Annotated in this window: 20 protein-coding genes and 1 riboswitch; of the genes, 14 read left to right on the top strand and 6 right to left on the bottom strand. The window is 35.8% G+C overall.

Features of this window, described 5'->3' with window-relative positions:
• Positions 1-122: 122 nt before the first annotated feature.
• The 4 genes from HF990_RS02180 to HF990_RS02165 all read right to left on the bottom strand — a co-directional run bounded on the left by HF990_RS02180 (position 123) and on the right by HF990_RS02165 (position 2,297).
• Positions 123-320 (bottom strand): YfzA family protein, encoded by a 198-nt coding sequence (locus tag HF990_RS02180; RefSeq protein ID WP_157782645.1) that lies wholly within the window; start codon positions 318-320, stop codon positions 123-125.
• Positions 321-452: 132 nt separating this feature from the next.
• Positions 453-1,058, bottom strand: coding sequence for an ABC-2 transporter permease (locus HF990_RS02175; RefSeq protein WP_168411902.1), 606 nt, complete (start codon positions 1,056-1,058; stop codon positions 453-455).
• Positions 1,039-1,920 carry an ABC transporter ATP-binding protein gene (locus HF990_RS02170; protein ID WP_168411901.1) on the bottom strand — a complete coding sequence of 294 codons (882 nt, stop codon included), beginning with the start codon at positions 1,918-1,920 and terminating at the stop codon, positions 1,039-1,041. The genes HF990_RS02175 and HF990_RS02170 overlap by 20 nt, the downstream gene beginning before the upstream one ends.
• Positions 1,920-2,297, bottom strand: a complete 378-nt coding sequence (locus HF990_RS02165) for a GntR family transcriptional regulator (protein ID WP_016837682.1) — start codon at positions 2,295-2,297, stop codon at positions 1,920-1,922. The genes HF990_RS02170 and HF990_RS02165 overlap by 1 nt, the downstream gene beginning before the upstream one ends.
• A 389-nt stretch (positions 2,298-2,686) precedes the next feature.
• Between HF990_RS02165 and HF990_RS02160 the strand changes: the two genes are divergently transcribed.
• Positions 2,687-3,565 (top strand): GNAT family N-acetyltransferase, encoded by an 879-nt coding sequence (locus HF990_RS02160; protein ID WP_016837683.1) that lies wholly within the window; start codon positions 2,687-2,689, stop codon positions 3,563-3,565.
• Positions 3,566-3,681: 116 nt separating this feature from the next.
• A complete protein-coding gene (locus HF990_RS02155) occupies positions 3,682-4,605 on the top strand; it encodes a 1,4-dihydroxy-2-naphthoate polyprenyltransferase (protein WP_408056482.1) in 924 nt (307 codons plus the stop codon).
• A gap of 639 nt (positions 4,606-5,244) precedes the next feature.
• On the opposite strand, the gene HF990_RS02150 is transcribed toward HF990_RS02155, so the two are convergent.
• Together HF990_RS02150 and HF990_RS15335 are read right to left on the bottom strand one after the other, a co-directional pair.
• Positions 5,245-6,177: an aldo/keto reductase gene (locus tag HF990_RS02150; RefSeq protein WP_168411900.1), complete on the bottom strand. Its 933-nt coding sequence runs from the start codon at positions 6,175-6,177 to the stop codon at positions 5,245-5,247.
• Between the two features lie 777 nt (positions 6,178-6,954).
• Complete coding sequence (locus HF990_RS15335; RefSeq protein ID WP_311733625.1) at positions 6,955-7,158, bottom strand: hypothetical protein; 204 nt, start codon at positions 7,156-7,158, stop codon at positions 6,955-6,957.
• Between the two features lie 394 nt (positions 7,159-7,552).
• Between HF990_RS15335 and HF990_RS02140 the strand changes: the two genes are divergently transcribed.
• The 12 genes from HF990_RS02140 (at position 7,553) to HF990_RS02090 (ending at position 15,184) form a co-directional block, all read left to right on the top strand.
• Entirely contained in the window at positions 7,553-9,244 is a 1,692-nt protein-coding gene (locus HF990_RS02140; RefSeq protein WP_168411899.1) for an FAD-dependent oxidoreductase, read from the top strand.
• Between the two features lie 59 nt (positions 9,245-9,303).
• Positions 9,304-9,394: riboswitch (guanidine-I (ykkC/yxkD leader) on the top strand.
• Positions 9,395-9,434: 40 nt separating this feature from the next.
• On the top strand, positions 9,435-9,791 hold the full coding sequence (locus HF990_RS02135; RefSeq protein ID WP_016837688.1) for a DMT family transporter: 357 nt from the start codon (positions 9,435-9,437) through the stop codon (positions 9,789-9,791).
• Positions 9,773-10,090 carry a DMT family transporter gene (locus HF990_RS02130; protein ID WP_168411898.1) on the top strand — a complete coding sequence of 106 codons (318 nt, stop codon included), beginning with the start codon at positions 9,773-9,775 and terminating at the stop codon, positions 10,088-10,090. Before HF990_RS02135 ends, HF990_RS02130 begins: the two co-directional genes overlap by 19 nt.
• A gap of 39 nt (positions 10,091-10,129) precedes the next feature.
• Complete coding sequence (gene thpR / locus HF990_RS02125; RefSeq protein WP_168411897.1) at positions 10,130-10,705, top strand: RNA 2',3'-cyclic phosphodiesterase; 576 nt, start codon at positions 10,130-10,132, stop codon at positions 10,703-10,705.
• A 70-nt stretch (positions 10,706-10,775) separates the two neighbouring features.
• Entirely contained in the window at positions 10,776-10,913 is a 138-nt protein-coding gene (locus tag HF990_RS02120; protein ID WP_016837691.1) for a hypothetical protein, read from the top strand.
• Between the two features lie 105 nt (positions 10,914-11,018).
• On the top strand, positions 11,019-11,276 hold the full coding sequence (locus HF990_RS02115) for a metal-sensitive transcriptional regulator (RefSeq protein ID WP_016837692.1): 258 nt from the start codon (positions 11,019-11,021) through the stop codon (positions 11,274-11,276).
• A gap of 71 nt (positions 11,277-11,347) precedes the next feature.
• Positions 11,348-11,689: a rhodanese-like domain-containing protein gene (locus HF990_RS02110; protein ID WP_168411896.1), complete on the top strand. Its 342-nt coding sequence runs from the start codon at positions 11,348-11,350 to the stop codon at positions 11,687-11,689.
• A 15-nt stretch (positions 11,690-11,704) separates the two neighbouring features.
• Entirely contained in the window at positions 11,705-12,001 is a 297-nt protein-coding gene (locus tag HF990_RS02105; RefSeq protein WP_168411895.1) for a rhodanese-like domain-containing protein, read from the top strand.
• Positions 12,002-12,107: 106 nt separating this feature from the next.
• Entirely contained in the window at positions 12,108-12,236 is a 129-nt protein-coding gene (locus tag HF990_RS15175) for a hypothetical protein (RefSeq protein ID WP_016837695.1), read from the top strand.
• An 84-nt stretch (positions 12,237-12,320) separates the two neighbouring features.
• Positions 12,321-12,518, top strand: coding sequence for a hypothetical protein (locus tag HF990_RS02100; RefSeq protein WP_168411894.1), 198 nt, complete (start codon positions 12,321-12,323; stop codon positions 12,516-12,518).
• Positions 12,519-12,672: 154 nt separating this feature from the next.
• Positions 12,673-13,050, top strand: coding sequence for an ArsR/SmtB family transcription factor (locus tag HF990_RS02095; protein WP_096550173.1), 378 nt, complete (start codon positions 12,673-12,675; stop codon positions 13,048-13,050).
• Positions 13,037-15,184, top strand: coding sequence for a heavy metal translocating P-type ATPase (locus HF990_RS02090; RefSeq protein WP_168411893.1), 2,148 nt, complete (start codon positions 13,037-13,039; stop codon positions 15,182-15,184). Before HF990_RS02095 ends, HF990_RS02090 begins: the two co-directional genes overlap by 14 nt.
• Positions 15,185-15,247 lie beyond the last annotated feature (63 nt).

The raw sequence follows: 15,247 nt of genomic DNA, 5'->3' as shown, positions 1-15,247 counted from the left end.
ATACTATTCGTGAGGCTTATGATAACAGAGTTTCAACAATTGACAAAGCTTATTTAGAAAAATAGAAAGAGGTGAACGATATGGATAAGGAAATATATCCAAGATATGAGCTGGGTAAATTACTAAATATTACGTACCAAACTAAAATCCTCCCAAATTCCATCAATCTTTCTATAATTTGGTATCCACTCTGTTGCTTCAGATATAGTAAAAAATATCTGTGACAATAAAAATACTCCAATAGCAGATACTATTTTTAAAAAACGGAACCGATTTTTGATTATCAGCCTATCAATATCCCTCTCTGTATTAAATAACATTTAGGTTAATAAAACATAACTAACAATATCCTTATATAAGGATGTAACCTGATTTCAAACATTTCCATAATTTTATTTTCAGGACCTTTTAGATGTTACGTTAAATTTTAAAAATCCTTTTAACAATCGTCTCTAAAAAACTTTTCTACTATATATTCGAATCGAGAGTATCCACGAAAGAACATAAAGAAGCCCAACCGATAATATTATGCCAATATAAAACAAGGAATTATCCAAAGATAGTACCGTTTGGACTACCTCTCTTACTCTATCATTCAAATTAGGTATAAAGCTTAGGGTAACCATATAAACAACAAACACACCACCAAATCCAATCAATAAATATTTACTGTTAAATAGATAAGAAAATGGGAAAGCAAATGAAATTAAACCCATTACAATGCTCGTAATGAACAATAATACTTCCCATTGCATGATTTCTCTATGAATCATCCAATTTCCTATAAAAATAGTCAGCAGAGTAAGAAAAATAAAAATTAGCGCACCAATATACTTTGAACTGACAATTTCCTTTCGTGTATATGGTAAAGAATTTAAAAGCAGATTGGCTGACGATGTTTCATCCGTTTGAAAAGCATTCATGATGATTACAATACAAAAAACGATAGCCACCCAAGAAGTAGAAACATTTACAAATAAATAGATAAACAAAAATAACAACATGAATGGCAATGTTTTCTTCTGTAATATCATATCTTTACGAATAAGATTTAGCATCTCTCTCTTCTCCTTTCTTTGTATATAGCATAATATCCTCAAGTGTCGGTTTCTCTATAATGACCGTATCACCAAAAATATTTTTTGTACGTTGTTTATTCGCTGTCAATGCTCGGAATCCGTGATTAGTTTTATGAATTCCGATAAATTCTTGTTCTGTATCACGATCTAATAGATTCGTTCCTCCTTTTACTATTGCGAATTCCTCTTCGATTTTATAATACTCTTTTGTAAAGATATGTTGCCCATTATGAATAAAGGTTATATAATCTGCTATTCGATCTAAATCTGTCGTAATGTGCGTTGAAAAAAGGATTGTTCTTTCTCCATTCTGCATAAGGTTGTGTAGGATATTTAATAATTCACTGCGAATGATTGGATCTAATCCCGATGTAGGTTCATCCATGATAATTAACTCAGCATGGTGGGATAATGCGATGGTTAATGAGGCTTTCATCTTCATCCCTTTTGAAAAGGTTTTTAAATTTTTCTTTAAAGGCAGTTCAAACATATCTACATATTGATTAAATAAGGTATCATCCCATTTACGATAGGCAGGTTTAATAATTTTCTTCATTTCAGCCAATGTAATATTTTCATAAAAAATATTACTATCGAACACAAAGCCGATTCGTTGTTTTATTTCTTTTTCATTTTTTTTATAATCCATACCAAAAATAGAAATTGTTCCACTATCCGGTTTTAACAAATTCATTATCAGCTTGATGGTTGTGGATTTTCCTGCCCCATTACCACCAATAAACCCTGTAACAAAGCCTTTCTTAACTGAGATAGATAAGTCTTTCAATTCAAATCCTTTAAAAGCCTTATATACATGCTGTAATTCAATTACATTTTCCATCATGTATCCTCCTTATATAACAATGTAAGAAGTTCTTTTAATTCTTCTAATTCTATCCCTACTTCTTTACTATTTTGAATTGCAGATAAAAGTTGTTCTTCAATGACTTTCATTTTCCTTTCCAGAATCATTTCATTATTTTGTTCACATACAAACGATCCTTTTCCAACTATTGAGTAAATAAAGCCATCATTTTCAAGTTCTTCATATGCTCGCTTTGTTGTAATGACACTTATATTTAAATCCTTCGCTAATTGACGCATGGAAGGCAGGGACTCGCCAGGTTTTAGTTCATTCGTTAAAATTTGTTTCTTTATTTGAGCATAAATTTGCCTATAAATCGGTTCTTTAGATTGGTTCGAAATTATAACTTGCATGCAAAAACCTCTCTCGAAAAAAATGTATATATTATATATATACATTTTACACATTATTGAATTGGCAAACAATACCTTTTTAGGGTATTTCCTTATGAAAAAAATGGGTGAAATTCGTCCAAGCTATATATCTAAAGGGGAGTTGAAAAACGCCCGAAACTTTAACGGATACAACTGCACTCGGCTGTCTCAACATGACTTTTCAAACGGTTACTTTTAGAAATATTTGACGTTTTATTAACGAAGAATGGATGAAGCGATGAAACTTGAGAGAAAAGGTGAAAAAGAGCGAATGACGTAATTTATGGGAATGTGATGCAGCTTGTTGCAGTGGGCGAATGCTTTGTCTAAAATGTTAAAAGTAAAAGAAATAGATCGGAGTATTAAAGATGAACATTGCCTTTATGACCACATCGTTACCTATAGATGAAGAAACATATCAAGAAATTCAAAATTTATCTCGATTTGCAACAGAAGTGGACCAATGCCCTTATTCCTATGCTTTAAATCTACCTTTATTAAATAAAACATATAGCAGGGGATTTTGCATCCTTGCTTACGATGAAGAAACAAATGAGTTAGTTGGTCTTATTACGGCGGTAGATCGAATTGGTTTGGATACATATGAATGGACCATGCTAGTTGATCCTATGTACAGACAAACAGGCATAGATGATGCATTACTTAGTTTATTATCAAAAGCTTTTAAAGATCGACACGCTGTTGGAGAATTAGTAGTTGTCCTAGAAAATGACCTATACGGAAGAAAAATCATTGAAAAATACGGATATACATATAGCTTTTCGGAAGCGACTTTTGAAGCGGAAGCGGAAATGGTTGAAATGAATGATTCTATATATATAAGGCCGTATAACGAATCTACGGATTTGGAACCCCTTGTTGAAATATTTAGAGAAACATTTGGCGACCTCAGGGAAGAAACAATCGAACTCATTGAATTGAATACAAAAGTTCCAGGAAGAGTGATTTGGGTTGCAGAAAAGGATGGAGAAGTTGTCGGAACTGTAACTACTTCAAAGGAAGAAATGAACCAGTGGATTACTTCCTTAGCAGTACATCCCCTCCATCAACGAAAAGGGATTGCGACAGCTTTATTGAACTGGGTGAAAGACTTTGCTTATCGAAGCGGAGCAAAACAAATTTTCCTTGAAGTAGAGATGGAAAATGAACAAGCTTTATCAGTTTATCAAAAGGCTGGATTCCAGAAGACAATTCAAATAGATTTTTATGCGTATGGGGAATCTTGATTGCCTAATGAATATAAGTCCACAACAAAATTGTGGGCTTCTTTTCATGTCATTTCATAAGTACCTGTGAATCATTGGAATTTGTTATAATTGTTTTCATGAATGATAGAAAGAGGATGAAACCAGTTATGGAAAAGAATCACGAAATTTCATCATTAAAGCTTATGTGGCAGATGACTCGTCCACATACGTTAACGGCAACTTTTGCGCCGGTCATTTTAGGGACGGTAATGGCACTGTATGATACAAAGATCGATTGGTTGCTATTTCTGACGATGATGATTGCGTGTTTGGCACTTCAAATTGCGACAAATTTATTTAATGAATATTACGATTTCAAGCGAGGGCTGGATACGGAAGAATCGGTTGGCATTGGCGGAGGAATCGTTCGCCACGGCTTGAAGCCAAAAAATGTATTGGCGGTAGCGATTCTTTTATATGTTTTTGCTGGGATTGTTGGTGTTTATATTTGCTCGAATTCTAGTTGGTGGTTAGTAGTCATCGGATTGTTTGGAATGGCGGTAGGTTATTTATATACTGGTGGTCCGCTGCCGATTGCCTATACCCCTTTTGGTGAGTTATTTGCAGGAGCTTTAATGGGAACTGCTTTCGTGTTAATTGCCTATTTTATTCAAACAGGTGATGTCACGCTGCTTTCAGTACTCCTCTCCATTCCATCAGGGATATTAGTAGGCGGAATCAACATGGCTAACAATATTCGAGATATTGAGGAAGATAAAAGAGGCGGAAGAAAGACGCTTGCCATATTAATCGGTAGAACCAATGCAGTGAGATTACTAGCAATCGGTTTTATTATCTCCTATTTTTGGATTGTCGGATTAGTGGTGACGGGAAGCATCAGTCCTTGGGCGCTAGTAGTGCTGTTAAGCGTAAAAAAACCTATAGACGCTATTCGAGGCTTCCAAAAGGGCGAAAGCGAAATGCAGTTTATGCCTATTGCCATGAAATCAACAGCCATGACGAACACAATTTTCTGCTTTTTATTATCAGCTGGGTTGTTACTAGGATATATATTTTAGTAGGATAAATGAAGGTTTATGTTAAAATCTTGCCCATTCGAACGAATCGCTTCCTTTTGGAGGCGATATTTTATTTTAGTAAAACAATACTGTTAAGTTAATTTACAAAAATTATAACTGTTTGTTGGATAAAAAGATGATTAAATAGAAGTGAATAGGAGATGTAGGAAAGTAGTATTTTTTATTGCAATAAAGAAATGCTGAAATTTATTTGGTGTCGCTTGAATTAGATGGATTGTTCTTTAGTTTGAGGAAATACTGAATGTGAATGATGTGAAATGCTCGTTATTCTCGTGGGGGAATAATAGCCAAATCCATGACAATAATAGTCATTCTATAAAGCATAATAGTCAAATTTGTGAACATAATAGTCAATCAAACAAAAATTGCTCTTGAAATTTATGATAATAGTCAAAATCGAGTCAGTTATAGCCAAACTACAGAAGATAATAGTCACACTCTTCAACTTATTAGTCAATCATCTAAAATCGCCTCTTGGAGAATACGATAATAGTCAAAATTTAACCAATAATAGTCAAGCTACTAAGGATAATAGTCAAATCTAACAAAATAATAGCCAACAAAGAGTGAGTTAGAAAATTAACTTATCCGCTCTTTGTTGGCGTGCATATCCTCATATTATTTAAATAATTCATCAATTTCTTCAATTTTTTCTTTACTTAATGATACTTTGGCTGTTTTTAAATTGTTCAATACTTGCGCAGCACATTTTGCTCCTGGAATGATGGCAGTTACGGCTTCTCGTGTCAAATACCAAGCAAGAACAACATTTGCAACCTCTACATCCTTCGATTGGGCGATTGTGCGTAATCGTTCCACTTTTTCTACGATTTTCTCATACGTTTCTTTTTGGAAGAACTGAGATTTTTGACGATATTCAGGTATTTCAGTATCCTTTGTATATTTTCCTGTAAGCAAGCCAGAAGCCAAAGGAAAATATGGGATAAAAGCAATCTGGTTTTTTAGTGTGTATGGAAACATCTCTTTTTCAGCATCTCTATAAATTAAGTTATAGTGTTCTTGAACCACATCCACATAGCCATCTTTATTTGCTTCCTGTAATTGTTCTAATGAGAAGTTAGAAACACCGATTGCTCGAATTTTTCCTTCATCCTTCAATTCTTTCAATGCTCCAATCGCTTCATCCTTTGGTGTTTGCTCATCGGGAAAATGAATGTAAAGTAAATCAATATAGTCTGTTTTTAAGCGTTGCAAACTTTTTTCCACTTCTTCTTTTAAAAATGAAGGTGAGTTGTCCATTACTCTTTGGCCATCAACTATTTTAGCTCCGACTTTTGTTGCAATGATCAGTTCATCTCGGTTGCCCATTTCTTTTAAGACTTCTCCAATGAGTTCTTCTGAACGGCCTAATCCATACAAATATGCAGTATCAATGAAGTTGATTCCGTTTTTGATGGCAACACGAACAAGCTCTTTTCCTTCTGCTTCACTTAGATGAGGGTGAATATTGTGTCCACCGACTGCATTCGCTCCTAATCCAATAGGGTTCACATAAAGATCTGATTTTCCTAATCGCACATATTTCTCCACAAAAATCATGCCCCCTTATTACTTATTAATTTACTGGGAGCTGATATTAATTACAAGAAATTTACAAAACTAAGAGAAAATGAGTTGTAACACAAGGGACATTGGCTGCTGAACTAATGTGGATTTTGTCGATATAAGAATATACAATTTTTGGTTGTCGAATTATTGAGCGTCAGTAGATATTTGAATTAATAGAAATAGGTATATTGAGAATTCGATTTAAATTTATTGTAAACAAGGTTGTCAAAAGAGGTGGCAAGTTTGACGTTTCTTGTGAAAATTTGCGCATAATTTCTTATTGTGTAATAGATAAAGTCAAAATCGTGATAAAAAAACGAATTAGGCATACTATCTACTGATTTTTTGTAAACTAATGTTTACAAAAAGGAATAGTGCTGTCGAAAACGATAGAATGGGTATGTTTCAATACAAAAATAATAATCTTACAATCGTGATATTTAAATAAAATAGAAGGTAACATTAACAATAACCAAAATGAAATGAATATTTATGTCAACTAAGTTAACAATATATCTTTATTGAGATAAGGGGATGTCGAAATTTAAATGTTATTTCAAGAAAACATCTAAAATGAAAAGGTATGTAAAAATCAATTAATTTTTATATATTAATAAAACAATGTGTCGTATTATTTCGAGTAATCATTAGTACAAAATGTATGTGAATTAAATTGTCGAATATTAATTAATAAAATTATCAGCAAGGCTGTCAAAATTTAGAAGATAAGAAGGGAATGCGTGCTCTTTAATTGGCATTTCAAGAAGTTCGCCCTTCAACAACATGAAGAGTAGCCCAGTGAGGAGGGAGCCAATTGTCTATTCTTTCTTGTAAGTATTCGATCGGGACAAACAGCCAACTCTCATGTCTTACTGCTGCGTAGATAATTCCAATTACATTTCCATCTTCATTCATGATAGGGCTTCCACTGTTACCCGATATACAGGTGCATTTATCATGTATACATCCTCTTCCTATTCAGAAAGTAAAATGGGTTTCATTGACAATACCAGTGAAAAAAGCGGATTTCCAATAAAGCACAAAGTCCGTTAATTAACGCTTTATTGATTTCCGTATATATATGTTTCTAAAGCTTCCTTTTGTGCTTCTAATACGAGGTCCACTAATAGCACTCATCCTTTTCCTCTTTTTACATTTTGCCTTTCCTTTAAGGAATTCTGTTTATGTTAATAATGCTGCGTCTTACATTCATTCTTTAAGAAAAGCTTCGTTGACAAAATACCTACGGGGGTATATATTGTAATTAAATTAGTTCTTCTTTGAAAAATTATTGTTGATGCACAGAGGTTTTGGGGATGAAACAAAATACCATTCAGGGTATAAAGGAGTGCTTGATATGAAGAAAGTATTGGTAGTGGGAGGCGTAGCTGGTGGTGCAACAGCTGCTGTGAGAGTGCGCCGTTTGGATGAGAAAGCAGAAATTATTATGTTTGAGAAGGGGCCGCACGTGTCCTTTTCCAATTGTTCATTGCCGTATTATTTAGGGAGAGTTGTTGAGTCAAAAGAAAAATTAGTGTTGATGACGCCTGAGAGCTTTAAAACGAAATACAATATTGAAGCCCGTGTAAATCAAGAAGTAATTCGAATTCATCGGGAAGAAAAGACAGTAGAAATAAAAAATTTAGAAACAAATGAAGTGTATAAGGAAAGCTATGATGTTCTCATTCTTTCACCGGGGGCAAATCCTGTTGTGCCTCCTTTTGAAGGGGTGAACCTGCCTCATGTATTTACTGTAAGAAATGTAGCCGATATTGATCGATTACATCAATATGTGAATCAGTCGAATGTAGAAAGAATTGCTGTCATTGGCGGTGGATTCATCGGAGTAGAAGTGGCAGAAAACTTGAGAGAAGCTGGAAAAGTAGTCACATTGGTTGAGTACTCCCCGCAAATTATGGCACCGTTTGATGAAGATATGGTGCAGATTCTGCATAAAGAAATGCTTGACCATGGTATTCAATTAATTGTGGGAGATGGGCTGAAGAAAATAACAGAAAATGCAATTGAACTTAATTCAGGAAAACAAGTGGAAGCCCAAGCGGTTGTGCTGGCAATTGGGGTAAAGCCTGAAATCACTCTTGCGAAAGAAGCAGGACTTGAAATTGGCGAGTTGGGCGGCATTAAAGTCAATGCCAACTATCAAACGTCTGATCCATCCATTTATGCGGTAGGAGATGCCATCGAAGTGTACCACCGCTTAACGCACAAACCAACAAGACTTGCTTTAGCAGGACCAGCTGTGCGACAGGCAAGAGCGGCAGCAGACCATATATATGGTCAAAAAACAAATAATAAAGGAGTTATTGGTTCATCAAGCGTCAAAATTTTCGACTTAAATTGTGCCGTGACGGGATTAAATGAAAGAGCAGCAAAAGAGGCTAACATCAGATATGATAGTGTTTATGTGATTGCACCGGATAAAGTGGGACTCATGCCAAACAGCAATCCGCTTCATTTTAAACTCATTTTTGAAGTACCCACAGGTAGAATCCTTGGTGCTCAAGCCATTGGAAAAGGAAATGCAGATAAACGAATTGATGTGATTGCCGCTTTAATTACGATGGGGGGTACCCTTGAAGATTTAAAAGAGCTCGAATTAACCTATTCTCCAATGTATAGCACCGCTAGGGATGTTGTGAATATCGCTGCTCTTGTCGGATTAAATATTTTACATGCAGATTATAAGCAAGTTCACGTTTCCAAAGTGCGAAACTTAGTTGAACAAGGAGCAACATTTATTGATGTTCGGGAAAACCATGAATTTGAAAGTGGCCATTTAGTAAATGCTATTAACATTCCGTTGAGCGAATTGCGCGAGCGGGTAGATGAAATTCCTCGCGATAAACCGGTTTATATCCATTGCCGTTCAGGACAACGGAGCTACAATGCAGTAAAAATCTTACAACACTTAGGCTTTACAAATGTTTATAACGTTTCCGGTTCATTTTTAGGGATTTGTTTATATGAATACTTTACAGATGTGACAACGAGCAGAGAAAAAATCGTAACAGATTACAATTTCAAATAAACAGTTCGAATTTGCAACTTTCTTGCCAATATGGCACAATAATTATCAAATTAAACAAGAAAACAGTTTTCTAGGGTTCCGCTATTTGTAGGTCTGGTCCGAGAGAAAACGACGCATTTGCGTACACGGAAGGATAAAAGCCTGGGAGATAAATCTATCTCTTTAGGCTTTTTTTGTTGGAGGAGTGAATATGAACAAACAGTGGATGAAAGTCTATATCGCAGCTTTATTTGAAGTGCTTTGGGTTATTGGTCTTGCTCATGCAGGTACTTTCCTTGAATGGTTAGGAACGATCATCGCCATCATCTTAAGCAATTATTTATTAATCAATGCATCTCAATATTTGCCTGCAGGTACAGTATATTCGGTATTTGTTGGATTAGGGAGTATAGGGGCTGTCATCAGTGAAATTGTATTTTTTGGCGAGCCTTTTCATCTTTTAAAAATTTTATTCATATTGCTCATTTTAGCAGGTGTGATTGGATTGAAACTTGTGACTGATGAAGAGAAAAAGGATGTGAATAAGGAATGGCATGGGGAGCGTTAATTATAGCTGGATTATTGGAAACGTTAGTTGTTGCGGCGATGAATCAATATGCAGCTCGTAGCAGTTGGAGACCGATTGTGATATTTAGTGCAAGTTTTGTTGGAAGTTTGTTTCTATTGCAATTTGCGATGCAAACAATTCCAATGGGAACAGCTTATGCAGTTTGGACAGGAATAGGTGTTGTCGGTGGTACCCTAGTTGGTATGTTCTTTTACAAAGAATCACGTAATTGGAAAAGAATCATGTGTATTTTTATTATTCTACTAGCAGTGATCGGTTTAAAATTATTAGAGGGGTAAATACTATAATGAATTGTTAATTAGGAACGGGGGATTTTATTGGCAAAGCATCATTATTTTTTTGCAGTAAAATTACCGAAAGAAGCAAAAGATTTCTTATATGAATGGATTCAAGCGAGAAAAGGAGATTTCCCTTTTGCCCGGTGGGTTCATCCGGGAGATTACCACATCACCTTAGCTTTTTTAGGGTTTGCTGAAAAATCGATGCTAAATGAAGTCGTGGAAAAGGTAAAACCAATCTTAGAAAAAGAATCTTCTTTCACCTTGACGTTGAATTCCTTAGGGATTTTCGGTCCGAAAAAGGCTCCCACAATTTTTTGGGCAGATGTGGAATCATCAGAACAGCTCGATTCCATCCAAAAATCGGTATATAGGGAATGTGAAAAAACGGGTTTTCAATTGGATAAAAAACCTTTCCGTCCGCATATAACGTTAGCGAGAAAATGGAAGAGTGAGGATGCTTTTGAAGAAGGAACGTTATTACAAATTCGAGAGAAAGATGGAAAAACCTTTTCTTTCAATGTAACGGAAATTGTTCTTTACGAAACACATTTAGATCGAACGCCGAAATATCATGAGTATGTAAGCTTTCCTTTAGCAATTCCAGGCGGTTAAATTAAAATCCGTATCATAAGCTTACCCCTTCCTTAATAGGATAGTAGTAAGACAGATGAAGGGGTTGCTTATGAAATTAAGACAAGCTTTCGTATACTTAATACTTTTATTTGCTATTGCTTACTTTTTTATTTATGACCGTGAACCGCTGCAATCCGTTCAGTTTTCCATTATAATGTCTGGATTATTAATCATGATTCGTAGATGAAATAAAGCGATTCGTTCCTTGAATCGCTTTTATTATAGTTGACTTTATACCTATGAGGGTATAAACTGAAATTAGAATAAGCGTCAAGAAAGAAGGGATACATAATTGAAAAAATATGATGCGAAAACAAAAAATCGCATTAAACGTATTGAGGGGCAAATACGCGGAATACTGCGCATGATGGAAGAAGGAAAAGATTGTAAAGATGTTGTAACTCAACTAAGCGCTGTGCGTTCTGCAGTCGATCGAACAATTGGCGTTATTGTAAGCGAAAATTTAATTGAATGTATGAATAATAGTAAATCAGAAGATGTAGATGAATTAGTACAAGAAGCCATTAATTTAATCGTAAAGAGCCGTTAAAAGATAGCTGTATAAACAGCTATTTATTTAGCATAAAAATTATACCTATAAGGGTATAGGGGGGTAGAAATATGGAATGGATAGTGTTAGCAGTCATCATTGTGTTCATTGCATGGCGCTTAAAGCCGGTAAATGTGAATACTATTTCAACAAACGAATTGAAGAATATGTTAAATGACAAGGACAAAGTATTGATTGATGTACGAACTCCTGCAGAATATAAAGCCAATCATATTCGGCAATTTCAAAACTTGCCATTAGGTTCAGATTTTACAAAGCTTCCAAAGGATAAAGAAATCATTGTCATTTGTCAAAGCGGGATGAGAAGTAGCCAAGCTTGCAAACAATTAAAAAAGCTAGGTTATGAACGTGTCACAAATGTTCGTGGAGGCATGAATGCTTGGAAAAATTAAAAGGAGGATTTATGCATGAAAGAAATTAGTGCGAAAGAAGTGCAACAACGTTTAGAAGGTGGAGAGCGACTAAATATACTGGATGTTCGTGAAATAGAGGAATACCACGGAGGGCATATTCCGGGAGCAGTTAATATTCCATTAGGGTTACTTCCTATTCGCATGAATGAATTGTCAAAAGATAAACCGTATATTGTCGTTTGTTTAGCAGGTGGTCGCAGTGCCCTAGCAACAACGATTTTAGAAAATAATGGGTTTAATGCTACAAATATGATTGGTGGCATGAGTGCTTGGGAAGGGGAAGTTGAGTAGTCGTTTTGTTTAATAAATTATAGGGATTTCACGTTTAAAACAAGTTTTCTTGTGAAGAATACTTTTGTTCATCTCTAAATAAGATATACAAAAGGAGTTGTTTATTGTGAGAATCCCTGGATTACCAAAGCCTAGTGCACCAAAGAGAGAACGAGGACTATTTAAAGCATTTACGGAAGCTGCCTTGAAAAGAGTGAAGAAGAGAGGGTATGTTCGAGTACCTCCGAGAAAATAAAGCTGTTCTACTATTTAGGAACAGCTTTATTTTATGGTAAAATTTAACTGATTATTTTATGTAGTTTGAATAGGGGATGGAGAAATGCTGATAGAAGTCTTAAAGGGCATAGCTATATTATTTTATTGGACTTGGTTTGTTTGGCCGTTTGTTTTTGTATTTTCTCTCGTTTATTCGATTGCTTCATTTATAAAGGATCAACGAGCATCTACAAAGCCTATTTTTATTGCAGGTTTTGCATTACTAATCATGATTTCACCTATGGTCGCTGTATGGAATTAAGCAAGTGTTGTCAGGAAATACGATTCAAACCGTGCATCTTCTACTAGATGTACGGATTTTTTTATTTATTACATTCAAATAAATATTTGAATATTAACCTTTTACATCATATACTAATATTCAAATAAGTATTTGAATGATAGTGGGGAACGATATGCCAAAAGAACACGATGTTTGTGAAGTTACCTGTATCGATGAGGTAAAAGTAAAGAGAGTTCAGGAGCAACTTGCTCAACAAAAAACGCTGGAAGTGGCCAAGATTTTTAAAGCCCTTGCTGATGAAACACGCATAAAAATTGCATATGCATTAGCCGTGGAAGAAGAGTTATGCGTGTGTGATGTAGCTAATATTATCAATGCTTCAACTGCAACTGCTTCCCATCATTTAAGGCTGTTACGCAATTTGGGGCTAGCAAAATATAGGAAAGAGGGAAAACTTGTTTATTATTCTCTCGATGATGATTGCGTGAAGCAGCTCATAGAGATTGCTTTCAAGCACCAACAAGAGGTGACGAAAGTTGAAAGAAGTTGAGAAACAAATTTATCGTGTAGAAGGCTTTTCATGCGCAAATTGTGCGGGGAAATTTGAACGGAATGTGAAGGCATTGCCGGGAGTGGAGGATGCAAAAGTCAATTTTGGCGCATCTAAAATCACCGTATTTGGGCATGCGACAGTAGAAGAATTGGAACGAGCAGGGGCTTTTGAAAATTTGAAAGTATATCCGGATAAAGTGATTCGAAAATCCTCGACAAAAAAAGAGAATCAGCAAGAATCGACAGTTCCCTTTTATGAAAAATATCAAACGTTATTATTCTCTGGGTTACTGATTGTTCTCGGGTATATTTCAACCTTTGTAAATGGGGAAGATAATCTCATTACTGTGTTGCTCTTTATTTCTTCTATCATCATAGGAGGATATTCGCTGTTTAAAGTAGGGTTAAATAATTTAATCCATCTCGACTTTGATATGCGAACGCTCATGACAGTTGCAATTATTGGTGCGGTTATTATCGGTGAATGGGCGGAAGGTGCCATCGTCGTCATTTTGTTTGCCATTAGTGAAGCTTTAGAGCGATATTCAATGGATCAAGCGAGAAAATCCATTCGTTCGTTAATGGAACTTGCTCCGAATGAAGCATTGATTCGACGAGGCGGTGAAGAATTAATCCTTCCAGTTGAAGAGATAAAGATTGGGGATATGATGATTGTAAAACCTGGCCAGAAGATTGCAATGGATGGCGTTGTGGTGAAGGGGACATCAACTGTAAACGAAGCAGCAATTACCGGTGAATCGATTCCTGTTGAGAAAAAGGAGAAAGATGAAGTTTACGCTGGAACCCTCAATGAAGAAGGACTATTAGAGGTTCGAATTACAAAATATGTAGAAGATACAACCTTATCAAAAATCATTGAATTAGTTGAAGAAGCGCAGACAGAAAGAGCTCCTGCTCAAGCCTTCATCGACCGATTTGCTAAATACTATACGCCTATTATTATGATGATTGCTTTGCTTGTAGCAATTGTTCCACCATTATTTTTCGGTGGAGTTTGGTTAGAGTGGATTTATCAGGGATTAGCAGTATTAGTCGTTGGTTGTCCATGTGCCCTTGTAATTTCAACGCCAATTTCGATAGTTTCTGCTATTGGTTCTGCTGCGAAAAAGGGAGTGCTCATCAAAGGCGGTATTTATCTTGAAGAAATGGGTTCATTAAAAGCTATCGCCTTTGATAAAACAGGTACGCTGACGAAGGGATTACCTGTGGTGACAGATGTGAAGGTAATGGATGAAGCGTCAAATGAAAAAGAAATACTGGCGATCGCTTATGCATTAGAGAAAAGCTCCAGTCATCCGCTTGCATCGGCCATTGTGCGAAGGGCAGAAGAGGCAGGAGTGAATCATTCGGAATTGGAGATAGAGCAATTCAAATCCATCACTGGTAAGGGTATTCAAGCAACCATTGAAGGAGAGTCGTATTATATTGGAAGTCCCAATTTATTTATAGAGATTTTCCAAAATGGCTTGACGGAAGTTATCCAGAAGGAAACGGCGATACTCCAGAACGAGGGCAAAACGGTGATGTATTTAGGGACAAAAGAAAAAATTCTCGCAATCTTTGCCGTTAGAGATGAACTTCGCGAATCTAGCAAAGAAATGTTGGAAAAATTGCATGAGTTCGGCATTGAAAAAACGGTGTTATTGACAGGCGATAATGAAGCAACCGCAAAAGCCATAGGGAGTGAAGCAGGAATATTAGAAGTAAAAGCGGATTTAATGCCTGAAGACAAGTTAGAGTTTGTGAAAACGTTGCGAAAACAATATGGTAAAGTAGCGATGGTAGGGGATGGTGTAAACGATGCTCCCGCTTTAGCGGCCGCCACAGTTGGCATTGCTATGGGTGGTGCAGGAACAGATACAGCCCTTGAAACTGCTGATGTTGCGTTTATGTCCGATGACTTAAACAAACTACCCTTTACGATCAAATTAAGTCGCAAAGCATTAGCCGTTATTAAAACAAACATCGCCTTTGCTTTAGGGGTAAAACTTCTTGCGTTGCTACTTGTCGTTCCAGGATGGTTAACTCTCTGGATTGCCATTTTCTCCGATATGGGCGCAACGTTATTAGTTACATTAAATAGCATGCGGTTATTGAGAGTTAGAGAATGAAGTCATTCCATCAGCAATAATTTGATTTTTGCTGATGGAATTTTTTATTGGGGATAGGTAAAT

This window comes from Ureibacillus thermosphaericus (assembly GCF_012396605.1).
GTDB classification, from domain to species: Bacteria; Bacillota; Bacilli; order Bacillales_A; family Planococcaceae; genus Ureibacillus; species Ureibacillus thermosphaericus.
The sequence above is the reverse complement of the archived record's forward strand: the minus strand, read 5'-3'. Positions and strand labels throughout refer to the sequence as shown.

Coding starts and splice junctions, on each gene's coding strand:
- HF990_RS02180 (WP_157782645.1), bottom strand. CDS start 320: ATGTTATTTAATACAGAGAGGGATATTGATAGGCTGATAATCAAAAAT.
- HF990_RS02175 (WP_168411902.1), bottom strand. CDS start 1,058: ATGCTAAATCTTATTCGTAAAGATATGATATTACAGAAGAAAACATTG.
- HF990_RS02170 (WP_168411901.1), bottom strand. CDS start 1,920: ATGGAAAATGTAATTGAATTACAGCATGTATATAAGGCTTTTAAAGGA.
- HF990_RS02165 (WP_016837682.1), bottom strand. CDS start 2,297: ATGCAAGTTATAATTTCGAACCAATCTAAAGAACCGATTTATAGGCAA.
- HF990_RS02160 (WP_016837683.1), top strand. CDS start 2,687: ATGAACATTGCCTTTATGACCACATCGTTACCTATAGATGAAGAAACA.
- HF990_RS02155 (WP_408056482.1), top strand. CDS start 3,682: ATGAAACCAGTTATGGAAAAGAATCACGAAATTTCATCATTAAAGCTT.
- HF990_RS02140 (WP_168411899.1), top strand. CDS start 7,553: ATGAAGAAAGTATTGGTAGTGGGAGGCGTAGCTGGTGGTGCAACAGCT.
- HF990_RS02135 (WP_016837688.1), top strand. CDS start 9,435: ATGAACAAACAGTGGATGAAAGTCTATATCGCAGCTTTATTTGAAGTG.
- HF990_RS02130 (WP_168411898.1), top strand. CDS start 9,773: ATGGCATGGGGAGCGTTAATTATAGCTGGATTATTGGAAACGTTAGTT.
- HF990_RS02120 (WP_016837691.1), top strand. CDS start 10,776: ATGAAATTAAGACAAGCTTTCGTATACTTAATACTTTTATTTGCTATT.
- HF990_RS02110 (WP_168411896.1), top strand. CDS start 11,348: ATGGAATGGATAGTGTTAGCAGTCATCATTGTGTTCATTGCATGGCGC.
- HF990_RS02105 (WP_168411895.1), top strand. CDS start 11,705: ATGAAAGAAATTAGTGCGAAAGAAGTGCAACAACGTTTAGAAGGTGGA.
- HF990_RS02100 (WP_168411894.1), top strand. CDS start 12,321: ATGCTGATAGAAGTCTTAAAGGGCATAGCTATATTATTTTATTGGACT.
- HF990_RS02095 (WP_096550173.1), top strand. CDS start 12,673: ATGCCAAAAGAACACGATGTTTGTGAAGTTACCTGTATCGATGAGGTA.